Below are 17024 nucleotides of genomic sequence, written 5' to 3'. Positions count from 1 at the left end.
AACTGTCATTAGTCGGTCGCTTTTACCCAGTAGCGTCAAGGTTCCGTCCATTGCTTTTGAGGAGCCGACCTTGACCACTCATAACGAAGACAACGCACTGTTTGGCAGCGGTGATGAATTACCCAGCAACCACTCCAGCAACCCCCATATGAGTGAGTTGATCAGCGACCTCAGCCGCCGCCAAGTGCTGGCTGGCGGTGCCACCTTGGGCGCGTTGGCGTTTTTCGGCGTAAGCCTGCCAGGCACCAGCGAGGCCGCCGAACCCGTAGCCAAAGGCTTGGGTTTTCCTTTCTCGCGCTCACGCCTGCCCTTCACCCCGGTGGCTATTGGCCGCGGCGATACCATCAGCGTACCGGCAGGCTATAAGGCCACGCCGTTTATTCCCTGGGGAACGCCGATTACCGGCAGCTATCCTGCGTTTCTCGATGACGCCAGCAACAGCGCCCGAGACCAGGCCGAACAGGTTGGCATGCACCACGACGGCATGCACTTCTTCCCTATCGACGCCCAACGGGGTCATGGCCACGGCCATAACAGTGAGCACGGCTTGCTGGTGCTCAACCACGAGTACATCGACGCGCCGCTACTGCACCCTAACGGCCCAACGGTGGTGGCTGGCAAACGCAGCAGCGCCGAGGAAGTGCGCAAGGAGATCAACGCCCACGGCGTCTCGGTGGTGGAAATCCGCCGTAACGTGCGCGGTGAATGGGAGGTGATGCCCAGCGCCCGCAACCGCCGCATAACCGCAGCCACACCGATGCAAATTCAGGGGCCGGCCCGTGGCCATGCCCTTATGCGCACCCGCCACAGCCCCGACGGCACCGCGACGCGTGGCACCCAAAACAACTGCGCCAATGGCCACACGCCCTGGGGCACCTACCTGACTTGCGAAGAAAACTGGGCAGGCTATTTCGCCAACCGCGATACCACGCTGCCCCGCGAACAAAAGCGCTATGGCCTGCGCAGCACCAGCCGCTTCGGCTGGGACACCCTGCCAGGCGATGAATTCGAGCGTTTCGACGCCACCCGCAAGGCGGATAACGCCAGCGGCGACTACCGCAACGAGCCCAACCAGTTTGGCTGGATCGTCGAAATCGACCCCTTCAACCCCGACTCAGTGCCGGTCAAGCATACGGCTCTGGGCCGCTTCGCCCACGAAGGACTGGTGTTTGCTCCAGTGCGCTCCGGTAAGCGCGTGGTTTGCTACTCCGGCGACGACTCGCAGAACGAGTACATCTACAAATACGTCAGCCGTGACAAATACCGTCCAGGTCGCAGCAATGGCCAACTGCTGGATAACGGAACCCTCTACGTCGGCCGTTTCAATGGCGACAACAGCGGCCAATGGCTGGCGCTGGACTTTAACGATCCAGCCTTCCAGGCTGCCTGTACGGCGGCTGGAGTAACCTTTGCCGACCAGGGCGATGTACTGATCAACACCCGCCTGGCCGCCGACGTTGTCGGCGCGACCAAGATGGACCGCCCGGAATGGGGCGCGGTACACCCCGATACTGGCGAGATCTACTTCACCCTGACCAACAACACCGCCCGCACCACCGCCGATGCAGCCAACCCACGGCCCGCCAACGCCAATGGCCACATCATCCGCTGGCGCGAAGAGTCCCGTGACCATGCGGGCACCCACTTCAGCTGGAGCCTGTTTCTGCTGGCCGGCCCACAAGCTGACAGCCGCAGCCCCAAAGGCAAGCCGCTGGACGCCAGCAACATCCTCGCTAGCCCAGACGGCCTGTGGTTCGACCCCGAAGGACGGTTGTGGATTCAAACCGACATGAGTGGCAGCCAGTTGGCCAGCGGCCCGTTCGGTAATAACCAGATGCTGGTGGCAGACCCAAAAACCGGCGAGATGAAGCGCTTTCTGGTCGGTCCGCTGGGTGCGGAAATCACCGGCATCACCGCCACTCCTGATATGCGCACGCTGTTTATTAACGTGCAGCACCCCGGCGAAGGCTCCACCGCCACCAACCTGCTCAGCACCTGGCCCGACGGTCCGGGTAAACGCCCACGCTCGGCCACGGTCATCATCAGCCGAGTGGACAAAAGGCGCCTGCTGTAACTAAAGCGCCTGCGAAGACACCCAAGCATCATTCTGGATCAGCCATTTGGCTGACCCCGCGTGATGCTTGCGGCAGACGGTTTAACTCCGCGACCAAACCATAACGACTGAATAAAGCGTTAAGTTTTCAGCCGCCGGTCATGTTCATAAAGCGCAGCACCTGTACGTCATCGTTCAGGCGGAAGTCGTGGCCCCAGGGTTTGCGGGCGATGGCGCCCAGCAGGGCATCGCGGATGCGCGCCGGTTCGCCGGGGTAGCGGCGCAGAATGGCTTTCAAATCCAGCCCATGCTCATTACCCAGGCACAGCAGCAGGCGGCCTTCGGCAGTCAGGCGCACGCGGTTGCAGCTGCCGCAAAAGTTATGGCTGTGCGGTGAGATAAAGCCGATACGGGTGTTGTCCACGCCAGGAATGCGCCAGTAGCGGGACGGCCCCTGGGTCGATTCAGCGGATTCAACCAAGTCGTAACGCTGCTCAATCAGGGCCCGCACCTCGGCACTGGAACAGAACGCCTCGGCGCGGCTGTGCTCACTGATGGTGCCCAGCGGCATTTCCTCGATAAAACTGATGTCCAACTGGTTGGCCACGGCGTAGTCGACCAGGGCCGGCACTTCGCTGTCGTTGCGGCCTTTCATCACCACTACGTTGAGCTTGATGTGCTTGAAGCCCGCGTCCTGTGAGGCGGCGATGCCGGCCAGCACCTGATCGAGTTCACCGGTGCGGGTGATGGCGTGAAATTTTTCCGCGTCCAGGCTATCCAGGCTGACGTTCAGGCGTTTGACCCCTGCCGTGCGCAATCCTTGGGCATAACGCTGCAACTGTGACCCATTAGTGGTCAGCACCAGTTCACGCAGGCCCGGCAGGCTGGCGATACGCTCGCACAGCCCGACAATGCCCTTGCGCACCAGCGGCTCGCCGCCAGTGAGGCGAATCTTCTTCACCCCCAGTTCAACAAACTGTTCGGCCAGCAGGTACAGCTCTTCCAGCCCCAGCACCTGCTGGCGCGGCAGAAAGGTCATGTCCTCGGCCATGCAATACACGCAGCGGAAGTCGCATCTATCCGTGACCGACATGCGTACGTAGTCGATCTCCCGGCCGAAGCCATCCTGCAACAAGCTGCCCATCCGCACCTCTCCTGTGGGTTAGTGCATCCAGCGGGTTACTGCAACAACGGGGAGTCTGCCCCCGCCAACTGAATGCCTTGGATATCTGCAGCGCCGACCAGGGTCTGCAAATACTGCGCCACGGATTTTTGCCAAACCCGCTGATACAGCTCGCGACGGATATCCTGAGCCACCGCCTCGTAAGGCAGTTGCAAGCCTTCGATACGCTGATCGACATACACCACATGGAAACCATAACGGCTTTCCAGCGGCTGGCTGACCAGGCCCTGGGGCTGACGGAACAACTGACGCTCGAACTCCGGTACGGTCTGGCCTTTGCTCAACTGACCGAGCGCGCCGCCCTGCTCTTTCGACGGGCAGGCCGAATGGGCCAGGGCCAACTCGGTGAAGCGCTGCGTGTCAGCCTGCAATTGCACCAGCAAGGCGTCGGCCTGTTCGCGCTTGCTGATCCGCGCCTCGATATCGTCCGGCGCGCACTCCAGCAGGATATGCCGGGCGGCCAGCAGCGGTGCGCTGACAAAACGCGGCAGGTTGCTGGCGTAGAAGTGCTCACAGACACTCTCATCGGCTTCCGGCACCGGCACTTCCAGCTCGATCAGGCTGCGAATCGCCGCCTCTTCCTGGCTCTCGCCAATCCCAGCTTCCACCTCGACGCTCAGCGCGCTGCAGCGTTGCTGCAACAGCTCGCGAATCACCAGCGCCTGAGCCGCGAGGAACATCGCCTCGCTCTGCTCGGCTGCCGGGTGATATTGCAGCTCCAGGGCCATGGCCTCGGGCTCGATCAGCACGCCATTGACGCGAATCCGCGGCCAATCCTGCTCGCTGCTGGCAATCAGCAACGGTTCGGCATCGGGCGCAGCAGGCGCCGGGTCGAACTCCACCACCGCACTGGCCGTTGCCTGCGGCAACTCATGGGCCAGCTCGGTTTCCAGCAAGGGGTTGGCCAGCGGCTTGTCGCCGCCACAACCACCCGAGCCACCGTTAGTACCACCACATCCACATGCCATGACAACCTCCAATAGCTTGTATTTTCAGGTCCCGAAGGACCTGATTCCGGGGCTGGCGATTCAACGCAGCAGCCCCGAGCGGTTTAACCCTTTTGCCGCACGATCTGGTAGCGCCGGCCCAGGTACCACACTGGAGCACTGACGATGTGCACCAGGCGGGTGAAAGGGAACAGCACAAACAGGGTCAGGCCGAGGAACACGTGCAGCTTGTACACCAGGCCCACCGAAGTAATGGCTTCAGCGGCATGCACCGGCTGCAGGGTCACGGTGTATTGCGCCCAGTTGGCCAGTTGCACCATCACCGAACCGTCCATGTGCTGGGTCGAAGCGACGATGGTCAGCAGGCCGAGCACCAACTGCGCCAGCAACACCAGCAGGATGAGGATGTCCGAGGTGCTGGACGAGGCCCGCACGCGGTCATCGGTCAGCCGGCGCTTGACCAGCATCAGCAAGCCGATCAGGCACAGCACGCCGAAGAAGCCGCCGGAGACCATGGCCAGCAACTGCTTGTTCTCAGTGCTGATCACATGGTGGTAAAGCGACGCCGGCATCAGCAGGCCGACAAAGTGTCCGGCCAGCACGAACAGCACGCCGACGTGGAACAGGTTGCTGGCGATGCGCATGTAGCGTTGCTCGGCCGCATTGCGGTTGAACACCTGGCTGGAACCGGCCTTCCAGGAGTACTGCGACAGATCAAAGCGCGCCCAGCTGCCGATCAGGCAGATGGCCAGCGCGATATAGGGATAAACCCCGAACACCATTAAGTTGAAGCTAGACATGACGTGCCTCCTGGGTCAGTTCAGTGGCCAACCCATCCTGTTTGAAATCGACCCAGTGCAGCGGGATCGGTGACTCTTCGCGGGCCTTGCCCGGTGCGCTGGCCATGCTCGGGCAACGCTCCTGCTGCTCGGCATTGAGGAAGTCCACGGCCTCCTCCTCCCAGATTTTGTCCAGGGCTTCGAGCGAGTCGTCACGGACTTCCGCGGCGACCTGCTCACGCACTTCGGCCATGGCCTCCTGCGGCTCAACCCCGGCGATCTGCAACAACGCACGGAAGCAACCGGCATAGGCGCTTTCGCGCTCGTCCAGGCGCGTCGCCAGCAATGCCAGCAGATGCGCGACATCGGCCAGGCCCTCGCGGGCCTCCAGGTCTTCGCGGGTGGAGAGGAACTCCAGGTACAGCGGGATGTAGTCCGGCAGCTCTTTGACGCCGATGGCAAAACCGGCCTCTTCGTACTGGGCCATCATGTCGACCATGGCCTGACCCCGGTCGCGGGACTCACCGTGCACGTGTTCGAACAGCAACAGCGACAGCGCGCGACCGCGGCCGAACAGGGCACCGTAGTGCTCCTGGCCGTCCATCAGGTCGTTTTCGCAGATCAGTTCGAGCAGCTCGTGCAGCGCATTGCGCTGCTCCGGGCTGATTTCACGGCTGGCAGCAATCGCCTGATCCAGTTCGTCACGCCCCGCCAGCAATTGCTCGGTGGGGTAGTCGAGTAGCAGGGAAATCACCTTGAGAATTTGCATGCTCAGTCCTCCCACAACTGTACGGTTTTCAGGATGTCGCGCTTGTTGGCCTTCTTGCCGCCGAACATGTTGGTGTCCGAGCTGCCACTGCAACCGCTACCAAAGCTGAAGCCACAGCCGGAACGCTCGGCAAAGGCATCACTCATGGCGTCTTCACGGTGCGCGCTGGGCACCACGAAACGGTCTTCGTAGTTGGCAATCGCCAGGTAGCGGTACATGTCCTCGACCTGGGCCACGGACAGACCCACGTCTTCCAGCACCTTGAGGTCCTGTACGCCATCGACCTGCTCGGCACGCTTGTAGGCACGCATCGCCAGCAGACGCTTGAGAGCCAGTTTCACCGGCGCCACATCGCCTGCGGTCAGCAGGTTGGCCAGGTAACGCAGCGGAATGCGCAGGCTGTCGACATCCGGGATCACCCCGTTCATGCCCACGGTGCCGGCGGTGGCGGCGTTCTGGATCGGCGACAGCGGCGGCACGTACCAAACCATCGGCAGCGTGCGGTATTCCGGGTGCAGCGGCAGGGCCAGCTTCCAGTCCACGGCCATCATGTACACCGGCGAACGCTGGGCGGCGTTGATCACCGACTGCGGTACACCATCGGCCAGGGCCTGCTTGATCACGGCGGGATCATGGGGGTCCATGAAAATATCCAGCTGCTTCTGGTACAGGTCCTGCTCGTTCGGTGTGCTGGCCACTTCGTGGATACGGTCGGCGTCGTACAGCAGCACGCCGAGGTAGCGGATGCGCCCTACGCAGGTTTCCGAGCAGACGGTCGGCATGCCGGCTTCGATCCGTGGGTAGCAGAAGATGCACTTCTCGGATTTACCGCTCTTCCAGTTGAAGTAGATCTTCTTGTACGGGCAGCCGCTGATGCACATGCGCCAGCCGCGGCACTTCTCCTGGTCGATGAGGACGATGCCGTCTTCTTCACGCTTGTAGATCGCGCCGCTCGGGCAGGATGCCGCGCACGCTGGGTTCAGGCAGTGCTCGCACAGACGCGGCAGGTACATCATGAAGGTATTTTCATACTCGCCATAAATGTCGGCCTGGATCTGGTCGAAGTTCTTGTCCTTACGGCGCTTGGCGAACTCGGTGCCGAGAATCTCTTCCCAGTTCGGGCCCCACTCGATCTTCTGCATGCGCTTGCCGGTGATCACCGAACGCGGCCGTGCGGTCGGCTGGTGCTCACCCAGCGGCGCGGTGTGCAGGTGCTGATAGTCGAAGTCGAACGGCTCGTAGTAGTCGTCGATGGTCGGCAGGTCCGGGTTGGCGAAGATGTTCGCCAGCACGCGGAACTTGCCGCCAATGCGCGGGTTGATCGAGCCATCCTTGTTGCGCACCCAGCCGCCCTTCCACTTGTCCTGGTTCTCCCACTCTTTCGGGTAACCAATACCTGGCTTGGTTTCAACGTTGTTGAACCACGCGTATTCCATGCCTTCACGGCTGGTCCAGACGTTTTTGCAGGTGATCGAGCAGGTGTGGCAACCGATGCATTTGTCGAGGTTCAGGACCATGCCGACTTGTGAACGAATTTTCATGTCAGCTCTCCTCAGAGGTCTTTTGGCAGGGGTTGTGGCAGAGCGTCGCCGCCCAGGCCGCCAACATCGGTGCCGTCGAGCCAGTCGACCTTGGCCATCTTGCGCACCACCACAAACTCATCGCGGTTGCAGCCCACGGTGCCGTAGTAGTTGAAGCCATAAGCCTGCTGCGCGTAGCCGCCGATCATGTGGGTGGGTTTAAGCACCACACGGGTCACCGAGTTGTGGTGGCCGCCGCGGGTCTTGGTGGTTTCACTGCCAGGGACGTTCACGATCCGTTCCTGGGCGTGATACATCATCACCATGCCGTCTTTCACCCGCTGGCTGACCACCGCACGGGCGGTCAGTGCGCCGTTGGCGTTGAAGCATTCGACCCAGTCGTTGTCCTCGATACCGGCACGCTTGGCGTCGGTTTCCGAGAGCCAGATGATCGGCCCGCCACGGCTCAGAGTGAGCATGATCAGATTGTCGCTGTAGGTGCTGTGGATACCCCACTTCTGGTGCGGGGTGATCCAGTTGAGAACGATCTCGGTATTACCGTTAGTACGCTTGCCCTTCACGTAGTCGATGGTGCGGGTGTTGATCGGTGGCCGGTAGCTCATCAGCTGCTCGCCGAAGGCCTGCATCCACGGGTGATCCTGATAGAACTGCTGGCGGCCGGTGATGGTGCGCCACGGGATGTACTCGTGAACGTTGGTGTAGCCGGCGTTGTAGCTCACGTGTTCGTCTTCCAGGCCTGACCAGGTCGGGCTGGAGATGATCTTGCGCGGCTGCGCCTGGATGTCGCGGAAGCGAATCGCTTCGTGCTCTTTCGGCAGTGCCAGGTGGCTGTGATCGAGGCCGGTGAACTCGGAGAGTGCCGCCCACGCCTTGACCGCCACGTGACCGTTGGTTTCCGGGGCCAGGGACAGAATCACTTCCGCCGCGTCGATGGCCGTGTCGATGTGCGGACGGCCCTTGCTCACGCCTTCGTCGCGAACCTTGTGGTTCAGCTCGCCGAGGAAGTCGACCTCGTGCTGGGTGTTCCAGTTGATGCCCTTGCCGCCGTTGCCGTTCTTGTCCAGCAATGGGCCGAGGGAACTGAACTTCTTGTACACGTTCGGGTAGTCACGCTCGACGACGCGCATGTTCGGGCAGTTCTTGCCCGGAATCGGCGCTTCGCCTGCGGTTTTCCAATCGATGCCACCAAACGGCTGGGCCAGTTCGCCCGGGCTGTCGTGCAGCAACGGGGTGGTGACCAGGTCCTGCTCGACGCCGAGGTGACCGACCGACATTTCCGAGAAGCGCTTGGCGATGCCCTTGTAGATTTCCCAGTCGGAACGCGATTCCCACGCCGGATCAATCGCCGCCGACAGCGGGTGAATGAACGGGTGCATGTCCGAGGTGTTCATGTCGTCTTTCTCGTACCAGGTTGCCGTCGGCAACACGATGTCCGAGTAGACGCAGGTGGAGGACATACGGAAGTCCAGGGTGGTGACCAAATCGAGCTTGCCGATCGCGCCTTCGTCCACCCACTCGACATCGTTGGGCTTGAAGCCGCCACGCTTGCCGAGGTCTTCGTTCATCACGCCGTTCTTGGTGCCCAACAGGTACTTGAGCATGTACTCGTGGCCTTTGCCCGAGCTGCCCAGCAGGTTGGAACGCCAGATAAACATGTTGCGCGGGAAGTTGTTCGGGTGATCCGGCTGCTCACAGGAGAAGCGCAGCGAACCGTCCTGCAACGACTTGGTCACGTAATCCACCGGCGACATGCCGGCTGCGGCCGCATCACGGGTGATCTGCAACGGGTTGCGATTGAGCTGTGGCGCGCTAGGCAACCAGCCGCCACGTTCGGCGCGGATGTTGTAGTCCAGGGCGTGCTCGGGGAACTGCGTCTTGTCGGCCAGCGGCGAGAGCACTTCGTGCATGCTCATCTTCTCGTGGCGCCACTGCGAACTGTGGTTGTAGAAGAAGCTGGTGCCGTTCATCTGCCGGGGTGCCGGGCTCCAGTCCAGGCCGAAGGCCAATGGCAACCAGCCGCACTGCGGACGCAGTTTTTCCTGACCGACATAGTGAGCCCAGCCACCGCCAGTCTGACCTACACAACCACACAACATCAGCATGTTGATCAGGCCGCGGTAGTTCATGTCCATGTGGTACCAGTGGTTCATCGCCGCACCGACGATGATCATGGAACGACCCTTGGTCTTGTCGGCGTTGTCAGCGAACTCACGGGCGATCTGGATCGCCTTCTCACGGCTAACGCCGGTGATCAGTTCCTGCCAGGCCGGAGTGCCCGGAACGCTGGCATCGTTGTAGTCCTTGGCGACGTTGCTGCCACCCAAGCCACGGTCGATGGCCAGGTTGGCGGCCGAGAGGTCGAACACGGTGGCGACTTTCGCCTGGCTACCGTCAGCCAGGGTGATGGTGCGCACCGGTACACGACGCAGTTGCACGGCTTCGCCGGCCACATGTTGGAAGTGCTCGTGGGTCTGGCCGCCGAAATACGGGAAGGCCACTTCGGCCACGCCTTCGCCGATCAGGCTCAGTTGCAGGTCGATCTCGCGGCCTTCGCCGCCTTCCAGGGCCTGGATGTTCCACTTGCCCTTCTGGCCCCAGCGGTAGCCGATCGAACCCAGCGGCGACACCAGCTCATTGCTGTTGGCGTCCAGGGCGATGGTTTTCCACTCAGGGTTGTTCTCTTGACCGAGGTTGTCGGCGAGGTCGGAGGCACGCAGGAAGCGGTCCGGCTGGTAGCTTGGCTGTTCAGCCGAGCCGGCGTGATCCTTGAGCAGCACCAGCACCGGCAAGTCGGTGTAGCGCTTGGCGTAATCCTTGAAGTAAGCGCTCGGCTTGTCGAGGTGGAACTCTTTGAAAATAACGTGGTTGAACGCCTGCGCCAGCGCCGCATCGGTGCCCTGCTTGGGGTTCAGCCACAGGTCGGTAAGCTTGGCCACCTCGGAGTAGTCCGGGGTGATGGAGACGGTCTTGGTGCCCTTGTAACGCACTTCGGTGAAGAAGTGCGCGTCTGGCGTGCGCGTCTGCGGCACGTTGGAGCCCCAGGCGATGATGTAGTTGGAGTTGTACCAGTCGGCCGATTCCGGCACGTCGGTCTGCTCGCCCCACACCTGCGGCGAGGCCGGCGGCAAGTCGCAGTACCAGTCGTAGAAGCTCAGGCACACGCCACCGATCAGCGACAGGTAACGAGAACCCGCGGCATAGCTGACCATCGACATCGCCGGGATCGGCGAGAAGCCCACCACGCGGTCCGGGCCGTGCTGCTTGACGGTGTAGACGTTGGCGGCGGCGATGATTTCATTGGCTTCGTCCCAGCTGGAACGAATAAAGCCACCCATGCCGCGCTTGCTCTTGTACGACTCGGCCTTGACCGGGTCGGAGACGATGCTGGCCCAAGCCTCCACCGGCGCCATGGTCAGGCGCGCTTCACGCCACAACTTGAGCAGCGGCTTGCGGATTTTCGGGTACTTCAACCGATTGGCGCTGTAGATGTACCAGCTGTAGCTGGCACCACGAGGACAGCCGCGCGGTTCGTGGTTAGGCAGGTCGTTGCGGGTACGCGGGTAGTCGGTCTGCTGGGTTTCCCAGGTGATCAGGCCGTTCTTCACGTAGATCTTCCACGAGCAGGAACCCGTGCAGTTCACCCCGTGGGTGGAACGCACGATCTTGTCGTACTGCCAGCGGGCGCGATAGACGTTTTCCCAGTCGCGAGACTCCTGACGAGTCTCGCCGTGGCCGTCGGCAAATTCACCCTGCTTGCGATTGAAGAAACGCAGTTGGTCGAGTAAGTGGCTCATTTTCTTTCCTCTCAGGCCGGCGGCGAAATAGCCGCCACCGGCACAGTCAATAACGGTTGCAATCTGGGCGGAAAACTCGTTCTAGGGCGTCGCGAGCGAAGGTCAGGCAAGGCAAAAGTGGTTGAGGAAGCGGAATTTACGTTCTGTAAATGAGCATTCCGAAATCACTTTTAACGCCGCCTGGCCGAGCGCAGCAGCTCTTGAACGGGTTTTTAGCAAGGCATCTCTGCGCCTTTCCTCGCATAGCTCCACCAGGTCAGCAAAATGCAGCTGACGTAGAAGCCGACAAACACATACAGGGCCATTTGCGGGCCGCCGGTCAGGGCCATCGAGGAGCCAAAGGATTTCGGGATAAAGAAGGCGCCGTAGGCGGCAATCGCCGAGCTGAAGCCCAGTACGGCAGCGGCTTCCTTACCGGCGTTCTTGCCGGCCTGCTCCTGCACGTCCTTGCTCTTGCCGGCGCTGAGGCGCTCGTGCAGGGTGCGGAAAATCACCGGGATCATGCGAAAGGTCGAACCGTTGCCCACACCTGTGGTAACGAACAGCAACATGAACATGGCCAGGAAGCCGTAGAAGTTGCCTTCACTGCCGGCCTGCGGCAGGAAGTGCAGGACGCCGAACACCGCGGCGATCATCACCACGAAGTTCCACAGGGTGACGCGGGCGCCGCCCATCTTGTCGGCCAGCCAGCCGCCGACCGGGCGAATCAACGCACCCACCAGCGGGCCGAGGAAGGCGAACTTGAGCGGATCAACGCCCGGGAACTGGGTCTTGATCAGCATCGGGAAGCCGGCGGCAAAGCCGATAAACGAACCGAAGGTGGCCAGGTACAACCAGCACATCAACCAGTTGTGCTTGCGCTTGAAGATCACCGCCTGCTCGCTGAACGAGGCCTTGGCGCTGGACAGGTCATTCATGCCAAACCAGGCGGCAATGGTCACCGCGAGGATAAACGGCACCCAGATAAAGCCGGCGTTCTGCAACCACAGCTGGCTGCCGTCTGGCAGGTTCTGCGGGGCACCACCGAGGGCACCGAAGATGCCGAGGGAGATCACCAGCGGTACGCCGAACTGCATCACCGACACACCAAGGTTACCCAGGCCAGCATTCATTCCCAGTGCAGTGCCCTGCTGGGCCTTGGGGTAGAAGAAGCTGATGTTGGACATGCTCGAGGCGAAGTTGCCGCCACCGAAACCGCACAACAGGGCAATCAGCACAAACACGTTGTAGGAGGTGTTGGGGTCCTGCACGGCAAACCCCATCCACAGCGCCGGTGCCAGCAAGGACGCAGTGCTCAGGGCCGTCCAGCGGCGGCCGCCGAAGATCGGCACCATAAACGAATAAAAGATCCGCAGGGTGGCACCGGACAGGCCCGGCAAGGCCGCCAGCCAGAACAACTGGTCAGTGGTAAAGGTGAAGCCGATGCTGTTGAGACGGACGATCACCGTGCTCCACACCATCCATACCGCGAACGCCAGCAGCAGCGCCGGGATCGAGATCCACAGGTTGCGGGTGGCAATCGCCTTGCCGCCGGCAGCCCAGAAGTGACTGTCCTCCGGGCGCCAGTCGGTAATCACCGGCCCCTGTTTGGGCACTGCGCCCGTCACCGCATTTTTTGTGGCTGACATGGTCTTTCTCCTAGAACGAATCAGGCGTCGCCAGGCAGCGGGCTGTTTGCCCCACTACCCATCATTGGGGTTTTGCGCACTTCGCTGAGGTACATCCAGATCAGCGAGACCCAGACCACCCCGTACATCAACATGAAGCAGGACGAGCGCACGCCGGTGAGGTCCACCAGGGCGCCGAACATGATCGGCAGGACAAAACCACCCAGGCCGCCGGCCAGGCCGACGATGCCGGAGATGGCGCCCATGTTTTGCGGGTAGTCGTTGGAGATGTACTTGAACACCGAGGCCTTGCCGAAGGCGAAGGCGATGCCCATGACAAACAGCAGCACGGTGAACAGCACAGGGCTGAGGCCGATGTGGAAGCTCTGCGGGCCGTTGACGGTCTGGATCACCAGGTCTGTCGGCGGATAGGACAGCAGGAACAGGCAGATCCAGCTCACCCACATCACCCACCAGGTCACGCTATGGGCGCCCCACTTGTCCGACATCCAGCCGCCGATGGCACGCAGCACACCGCCCGGCAGGGAGAAGCAGGCCGCCAGCAGCGCCGCGCTTTGCAGGTTGAAGCCGTACTCCTGCACGTAGTACTTGGTCATCCACAGGGCCAGGGCCACATAGCCGCCGAAGACGATCGAGTAGTACTGGCAGTAACGCCACACTTTCGGGTCTTTGAGGGTCAGCAGCTGCTCTTTCAGCGACACCGAGCTGGGCACCCGGTGTGCCTTGTTCTCGTAGGTGAGGAACCAGAACAGCAGCGCGGTGATAAACATCACGGCCGAGAACACCTTGGGCACCATCTGCCAGCTGGCGGCGGCGATGATCGCCGGGGCGACAAACTTGGTCACCGCGGCACCGGCGTTACCGGCACCGAAGATGCCCATGGCCGTGCCCTGGGTGGATTTATCAAACCACTTGGCGACGTAGGCGATGCCCACCGAGAACGAGCCACCGGCCAGGCCGACAAACAGGCCGAGGAGCAGGAAGTGCCAGTACTCGGTGGCCAGGCTGATCATGTAGATCGGCAGCACGCACACCAGCATCAGAATGAAGAAGACGATGCGCCCACCGAACTTGTCGGTCAGCAGGCCCAACGGCAGACGGACCAGCGAGCCGGTCAGCACCGGGGTCGCCGCCAGCAAGCCGAACTGGGTTTCGTTCAGCTGCAGAAGCTCCTTAACCGGCACACCGAGGACGGCGAACATCATCCAGACCATGAAACAGACCGTAAATGCCAGGGTACTCATCCCCAACACCAAGCCTTGTTGAACCTTCACACTCGCCATGACGGACTCCTAATCCGGTTACCATGGCTCGCACACTAGGTAGTCAGAGGCCGAGCAAAATTGACCTGGGTCAAGTCGGACCCAGGGGGCAAACCCCTACCCTGCGCCCCTCTACCTCTTAAGTGATAGCGCCTAAATGCTCCAATAAGTCTATAAATAACAGGCTCTTAGCCAATTAGGCTGAGTTCGATGGGCGCCTCGTTGGCCGTCCAGGTTCTTTGGAGGTAGTAGTGCCATGTTGAAGTGGATGCGCAGCTCATTACCGGCCCGTGCCGGCTTTGCCGTGCTGCTGATTGCCGTCCTCGCCCTGGCCAGCGCCCTCAGTGCCGGGGTGATTGCCTGGCTCAGCCAGGACGATGCCGCCGCCATCAACACCGCCGGCTCCCTGCGCATGGCCACCTACCAACTGAGCTGGAAGCTCGAAGCCCAGGCGCCGCGCGAACAGATCGACAGCCTGGTGGCCAGCTTCGAACAACGCCTGGACAGCGCCGACCTGCACAAGGTGCTGGAAAGCGACCCGCAAGCACCGCTGCAAAGCGCCTACCTGCAGTTGCAAAGTAACTGGCGCAACAACCTGCGCCCGGCCCTTGCCAGTGATGACCGCCGGCACTTTCTCGACCAGGCCGATGGCTTCGTCGAGCAACTCAACCACTTCGTGCTGTTGCTGCAGCAAAAGAGCGAACGCAAGCAAAGCTGGCAGCAGAACATTCAGGGCGCGTCACTGTTCATTACCGTGCTGATCCTGCTGATCGGCATGTACGAGCTGCAAACCAACGTCATCACCCCGCTGCAATACCTGATGAGCGCCGCCGAGCGCTTTCGCGATGGCGATCACTCGGCACGGGTGGAGTTCCAGTCAGAAGACGAGTTAGGGCAAATGGCCCTGAGCTTCAACGCCATGGCCGATGCCATCGAAGAGTCGCACCGCACCCTGGAAAGCCGTGTCGCGCAGAAAACCGCCACCCTCAACCAGGCCAATGGCGCCCTGCAATTGCTGTTTTTCAGCAGCCGCCAGTTGGCCAGCCACCTGACCAGCGCCGAACAGCTGGACCTGCTGATCGACAACTTCCAGGCCCTGATCCCCGGCCTGCGCCTGACCCTGTGCCTGCACGGCAACCCGCACAAACCCGCGGAACAACTGATCGCCCTGCACGGCAGCGAGTCGCGAGAAATTTGCTCGCGCAATGACTGCGCCACCTGCGAACGGCAACTCAAACCCAACCTGCAGACCTACCCGATCAACAACCAGGGCAACAGTCTCGGCGAGCTGAGCGCCAACTTCGTCGATGGCCACCGCCCACAGCACTGGGAGAACGAGCTGATCCAGGCACTCGCTGACCTGGTCGGCACGGCACTGTCGCTAGAGCGCCAGCGCGAGCAGGACCATCGCTTGCTGCTGCTGGATGAGCGCACCATCATCGCCCGCGAGCTGCATGACTCACTGGCCCAGGCGCTGTCGTATATGAAGCTGCAGGTCAGCCGCCTGCAAACTCTGATGCGCCGCGGCGAAAGCGCCGAGCAGCTGTTTGCCGTCAGCGAGGAAATCCGCGAAGGCATCAACAATGCTTACCGCCAGCTGCGCGAGCTGCTGACCACCTTCCGCCTGCAGATCCACGGCAGCGGCCTGGATCAAGCCCTGGATGACACCGTGCGCGAATTTGCCGAACGCGGCGCCTTCGAGGTCCTGCTGCAGGTCGAACCGCTGGCTTTCACCCTGGATGCCAGCGAACAGATCCACCTGCTGCAGATCGCCCGCGAGGCGCTGTCCAACTGCGCCCGCCATGCCCAGGCCAAACACGTCAAAGTGCATCTGGGCCAGCAGGGCGAGCGCATCGAGCTGCTGATCGAAGACGACGGTTGCGGCATCGGTGCCAGCCCCGACCCGCGCCAGCATCACGGCCTGACCATCATGCAAGAACGCACCCGCAGCCTGAACGGCCAGCTCGACGTGAGCCGCAACACGCCCCACGGCACCCGTATCCACCTGAGTTTCCAGCCCGGATTTCTCGGTCGCCATGCAGAGGAATCACCCGCATGAACACGCCATCCGCCGACACCCCGCCGCGCGCCCGCATTCTCCTGGTCGATGACCACCCGATGATGCGCCGCGGCATCCGTCAGCTGCTGGAGCTGGAAGACGACTTCCTCATCGTCGGCGAAGCCAATAATGGCGAAGAAGCCCTGAGCCTGATAGACAGCCTGCAACCGCAACTGATCCTGCTGGACAACAACATGCCGCAGATGAACGGGGTAGAAACCCTCAAGCGCCTGCGCCAGGTCGGCTATCCCGGCAAGATTTTGTTGTTCACCGTCTCTGACGCGGAACGGGACGTGCGCGATGCCCTGCGCTTTGGCGCCGACGGCTATCTGCTCAAGGACATGGAGCCGGAAAAACTCATCCAGCAAGTGCGCGAGGCCCTGCAGGGTGAGCTGGTGATCAGCCCAACCCTGACCCGCGTCCTGGCCCAGGCCCTGCGTGAACCGCAAGGCGCGCCCCAGGTGGAACTCACCGAGCGCGAGCGTCAGGTGCTGAAGATGATTGCCGGCGGCAACAGCAACAAAATGATCGGCCGCAAACTGGGCATCACCGAAGGCACGGTCAAGGTCCACGTAAAAAACCTGCTGCACAAACTCGGCCTGCGCTCCCGGGTCGAAGCCGCCGTCTGGGCCATGGAGCATGTGGGGCACTGACCTCTGCAACGATGCTGTTGCGCGCAGTCGTGATGCGGTTAAAAAATTCGCGGTCAAGACCGCTCCCACAAATAGCGCCGCGCCCTGCCTAGCGAAGCGCAAGACCGAGGCGCCCGGTAACTCAGCCCGTAGGATGGGTTGAGCGCAGCGATACCCATGCAGCTGGGCGATTAACGGGCAGCCATGCCTGTCAACCTCATGCGTAGGAGCGGCTTTAGCCGCGAAGCCTTTGCTCTTGGACTGCGCCCAATCGCTGACAACACGTCAGGCTGGAGCTCACGACAGCTCCCCACCGTCGCCAACTGGCACGTACGTTCAACCCTGCCACAAAAGCGTGACCGACTCAGCAATAGCCC

11 protein-coding genes are annotated in these 17024 nt (G+C 61.8%); 3 read left to right on the top strand and 8 right to left on the bottom strand.

The features are described 5' to 3' along the window. Positions 1 to 70 precede the first annotated feature (70 nt). Positions 71 to 2074 (top strand): PhoX family protein, encoded by a 2004-nt coding sequence (locus AC56DI_RS12560; RefSeq protein ID WP_496346453.1) that lies wholly within the window; start codon positions 71 to 73, stop codon positions 2072 to 2074. 127 nt (positions 2075 to 2201) lie between these two features. Here the strand turns inward: AC56DI_RS12560 and moaA are convergent, their stop codons facing one another. The 8 genes from moaA to AC56DI_RS12520 form a co-directional block, all read right to left on the bottom strand. Continuing rightward, positions 2202 to 3197 (bottom strand): GTP 3',8-cyclase MoaA, encoded by a 996-nt coding sequence (gene moaA / locus AC56DI_RS12555; protein ID WP_496346452.1) that lies wholly within the window; start codon positions 3195 to 3197, stop codon positions 2202 to 2204. 35 nt (positions 3198 to 3232) lie between these two features. Beyond that, a complete protein-coding gene (locus AC56DI_RS12550) occupies positions 3233 to 4204 on the bottom strand; it encodes a peptidylprolyl isomerase (protein WP_496346451.1) in 972 nt (323 codons plus the stop codon). A gap of 83 nt (positions 4205 to 4287) precedes the next feature. After that, positions 4288 to 4983 carry a respiratory nitrate reductase subunit gamma gene (gene narI / locus AC56DI_RS12545; protein WP_496346450.1) on the bottom strand — a complete coding sequence of 232 codons (696 nt, stop codon included), beginning with the start codon at positions 4981 to 4983 and terminating at the stop codon, positions 4288 to 4290. Further along, positions 4976 to 5731 (bottom strand): nitrate reductase molybdenum cofactor assembly chaperone, encoded by a 756-nt coding sequence (narJ, locus tag AC56DI_RS12540; protein ID WP_496346449.1) that lies wholly within the window; start codon positions 5729 to 5731, stop codon positions 4976 to 4978. Before narJ ends, narI begins: the two co-directional genes overlap by 8 nt. 2 nt (positions 5732 to 5733) lie before the next feature. Then, positions 5734 to 7272, bottom strand: a complete 1539-nt coding sequence (gene narH / locus AC56DI_RS12535; RefSeq protein ID WP_324520222.1) for a nitrate reductase subunit beta — start codon at positions 7270 to 7272, stop codon at positions 5734 to 5736. 11 nt (positions 7273 to 7283) lie between these two features. Next, positions 7284 to 11066: a nitrate reductase subunit alpha gene (locus AC56DI_RS12530; protein WP_496346448.1), complete on the bottom strand. Its 3783-nt coding sequence runs from the start codon at positions 11064 to 11066 to the stop codon at positions 7284 to 7286. A 212-nt stretch (positions 11067 to 11278) separates the two neighbouring features. Continuing rightward, the gene (locus AC56DI_RS12525; protein ID WP_496346447.1) at positions 11279 to 12694 is read right to left on the bottom strand and encodes a NarK family nitrate/nitrite MFS transporter; all 1416 of its coding nucleotides are present in this window, start codon (positions 12692 to 12694) and stop codon (positions 11279 to 11281) included. Positions 12695 to 12714: 20 nt separating this feature from the next. After that, positions 12715 to 13977, bottom strand: coding sequence for an MFS transporter (locus AC56DI_RS12520; RefSeq protein ID WP_496346446.1), 1263 nt, complete (start codon positions 13975 to 13977; stop codon positions 12715 to 12717). A 235-nt stretch (positions 13978 to 14212) separates the two neighbouring features. Between AC56DI_RS12520 and AC56DI_RS12515 the strand changes: the two genes are divergently transcribed. Together AC56DI_RS12515 and narL are read left to right on the top strand one after the other, a co-directional pair. Further along, positions 14213 to 16015 (top strand): histidine kinase, encoded by a 1803-nt coding sequence (locus AC56DI_RS12515; RefSeq protein WP_496346445.1) that lies wholly within the window; start codon positions 14213 to 14215, stop codon positions 16013 to 16015. After that, the gene (narL, locus tag AC56DI_RS12510) at positions 16012 to 16668 is read left to right on the top strand and encodes a two-component system response regulator NarL (RefSeq protein ID WP_496346444.1); all 657 of its coding nucleotides are present in this window, start codon (positions 16012 to 16014) and stop codon (positions 16666 to 16668) included. The genes AC56DI_RS12515 and narL overlap by 4 nt, the downstream gene beginning before the upstream one ends. Positions 16669 to 17024: the final 356 nt, after the last annotated feature.

It is taken from the genome of Pseudomonas sp. BGA-UO-ETr-WB11 (assembly GCF_059567785.1).
Note: the sequence above shows the minus strand (reverse complement) of the source record. Positions and strands in the feature narration are given on the sequence as shown.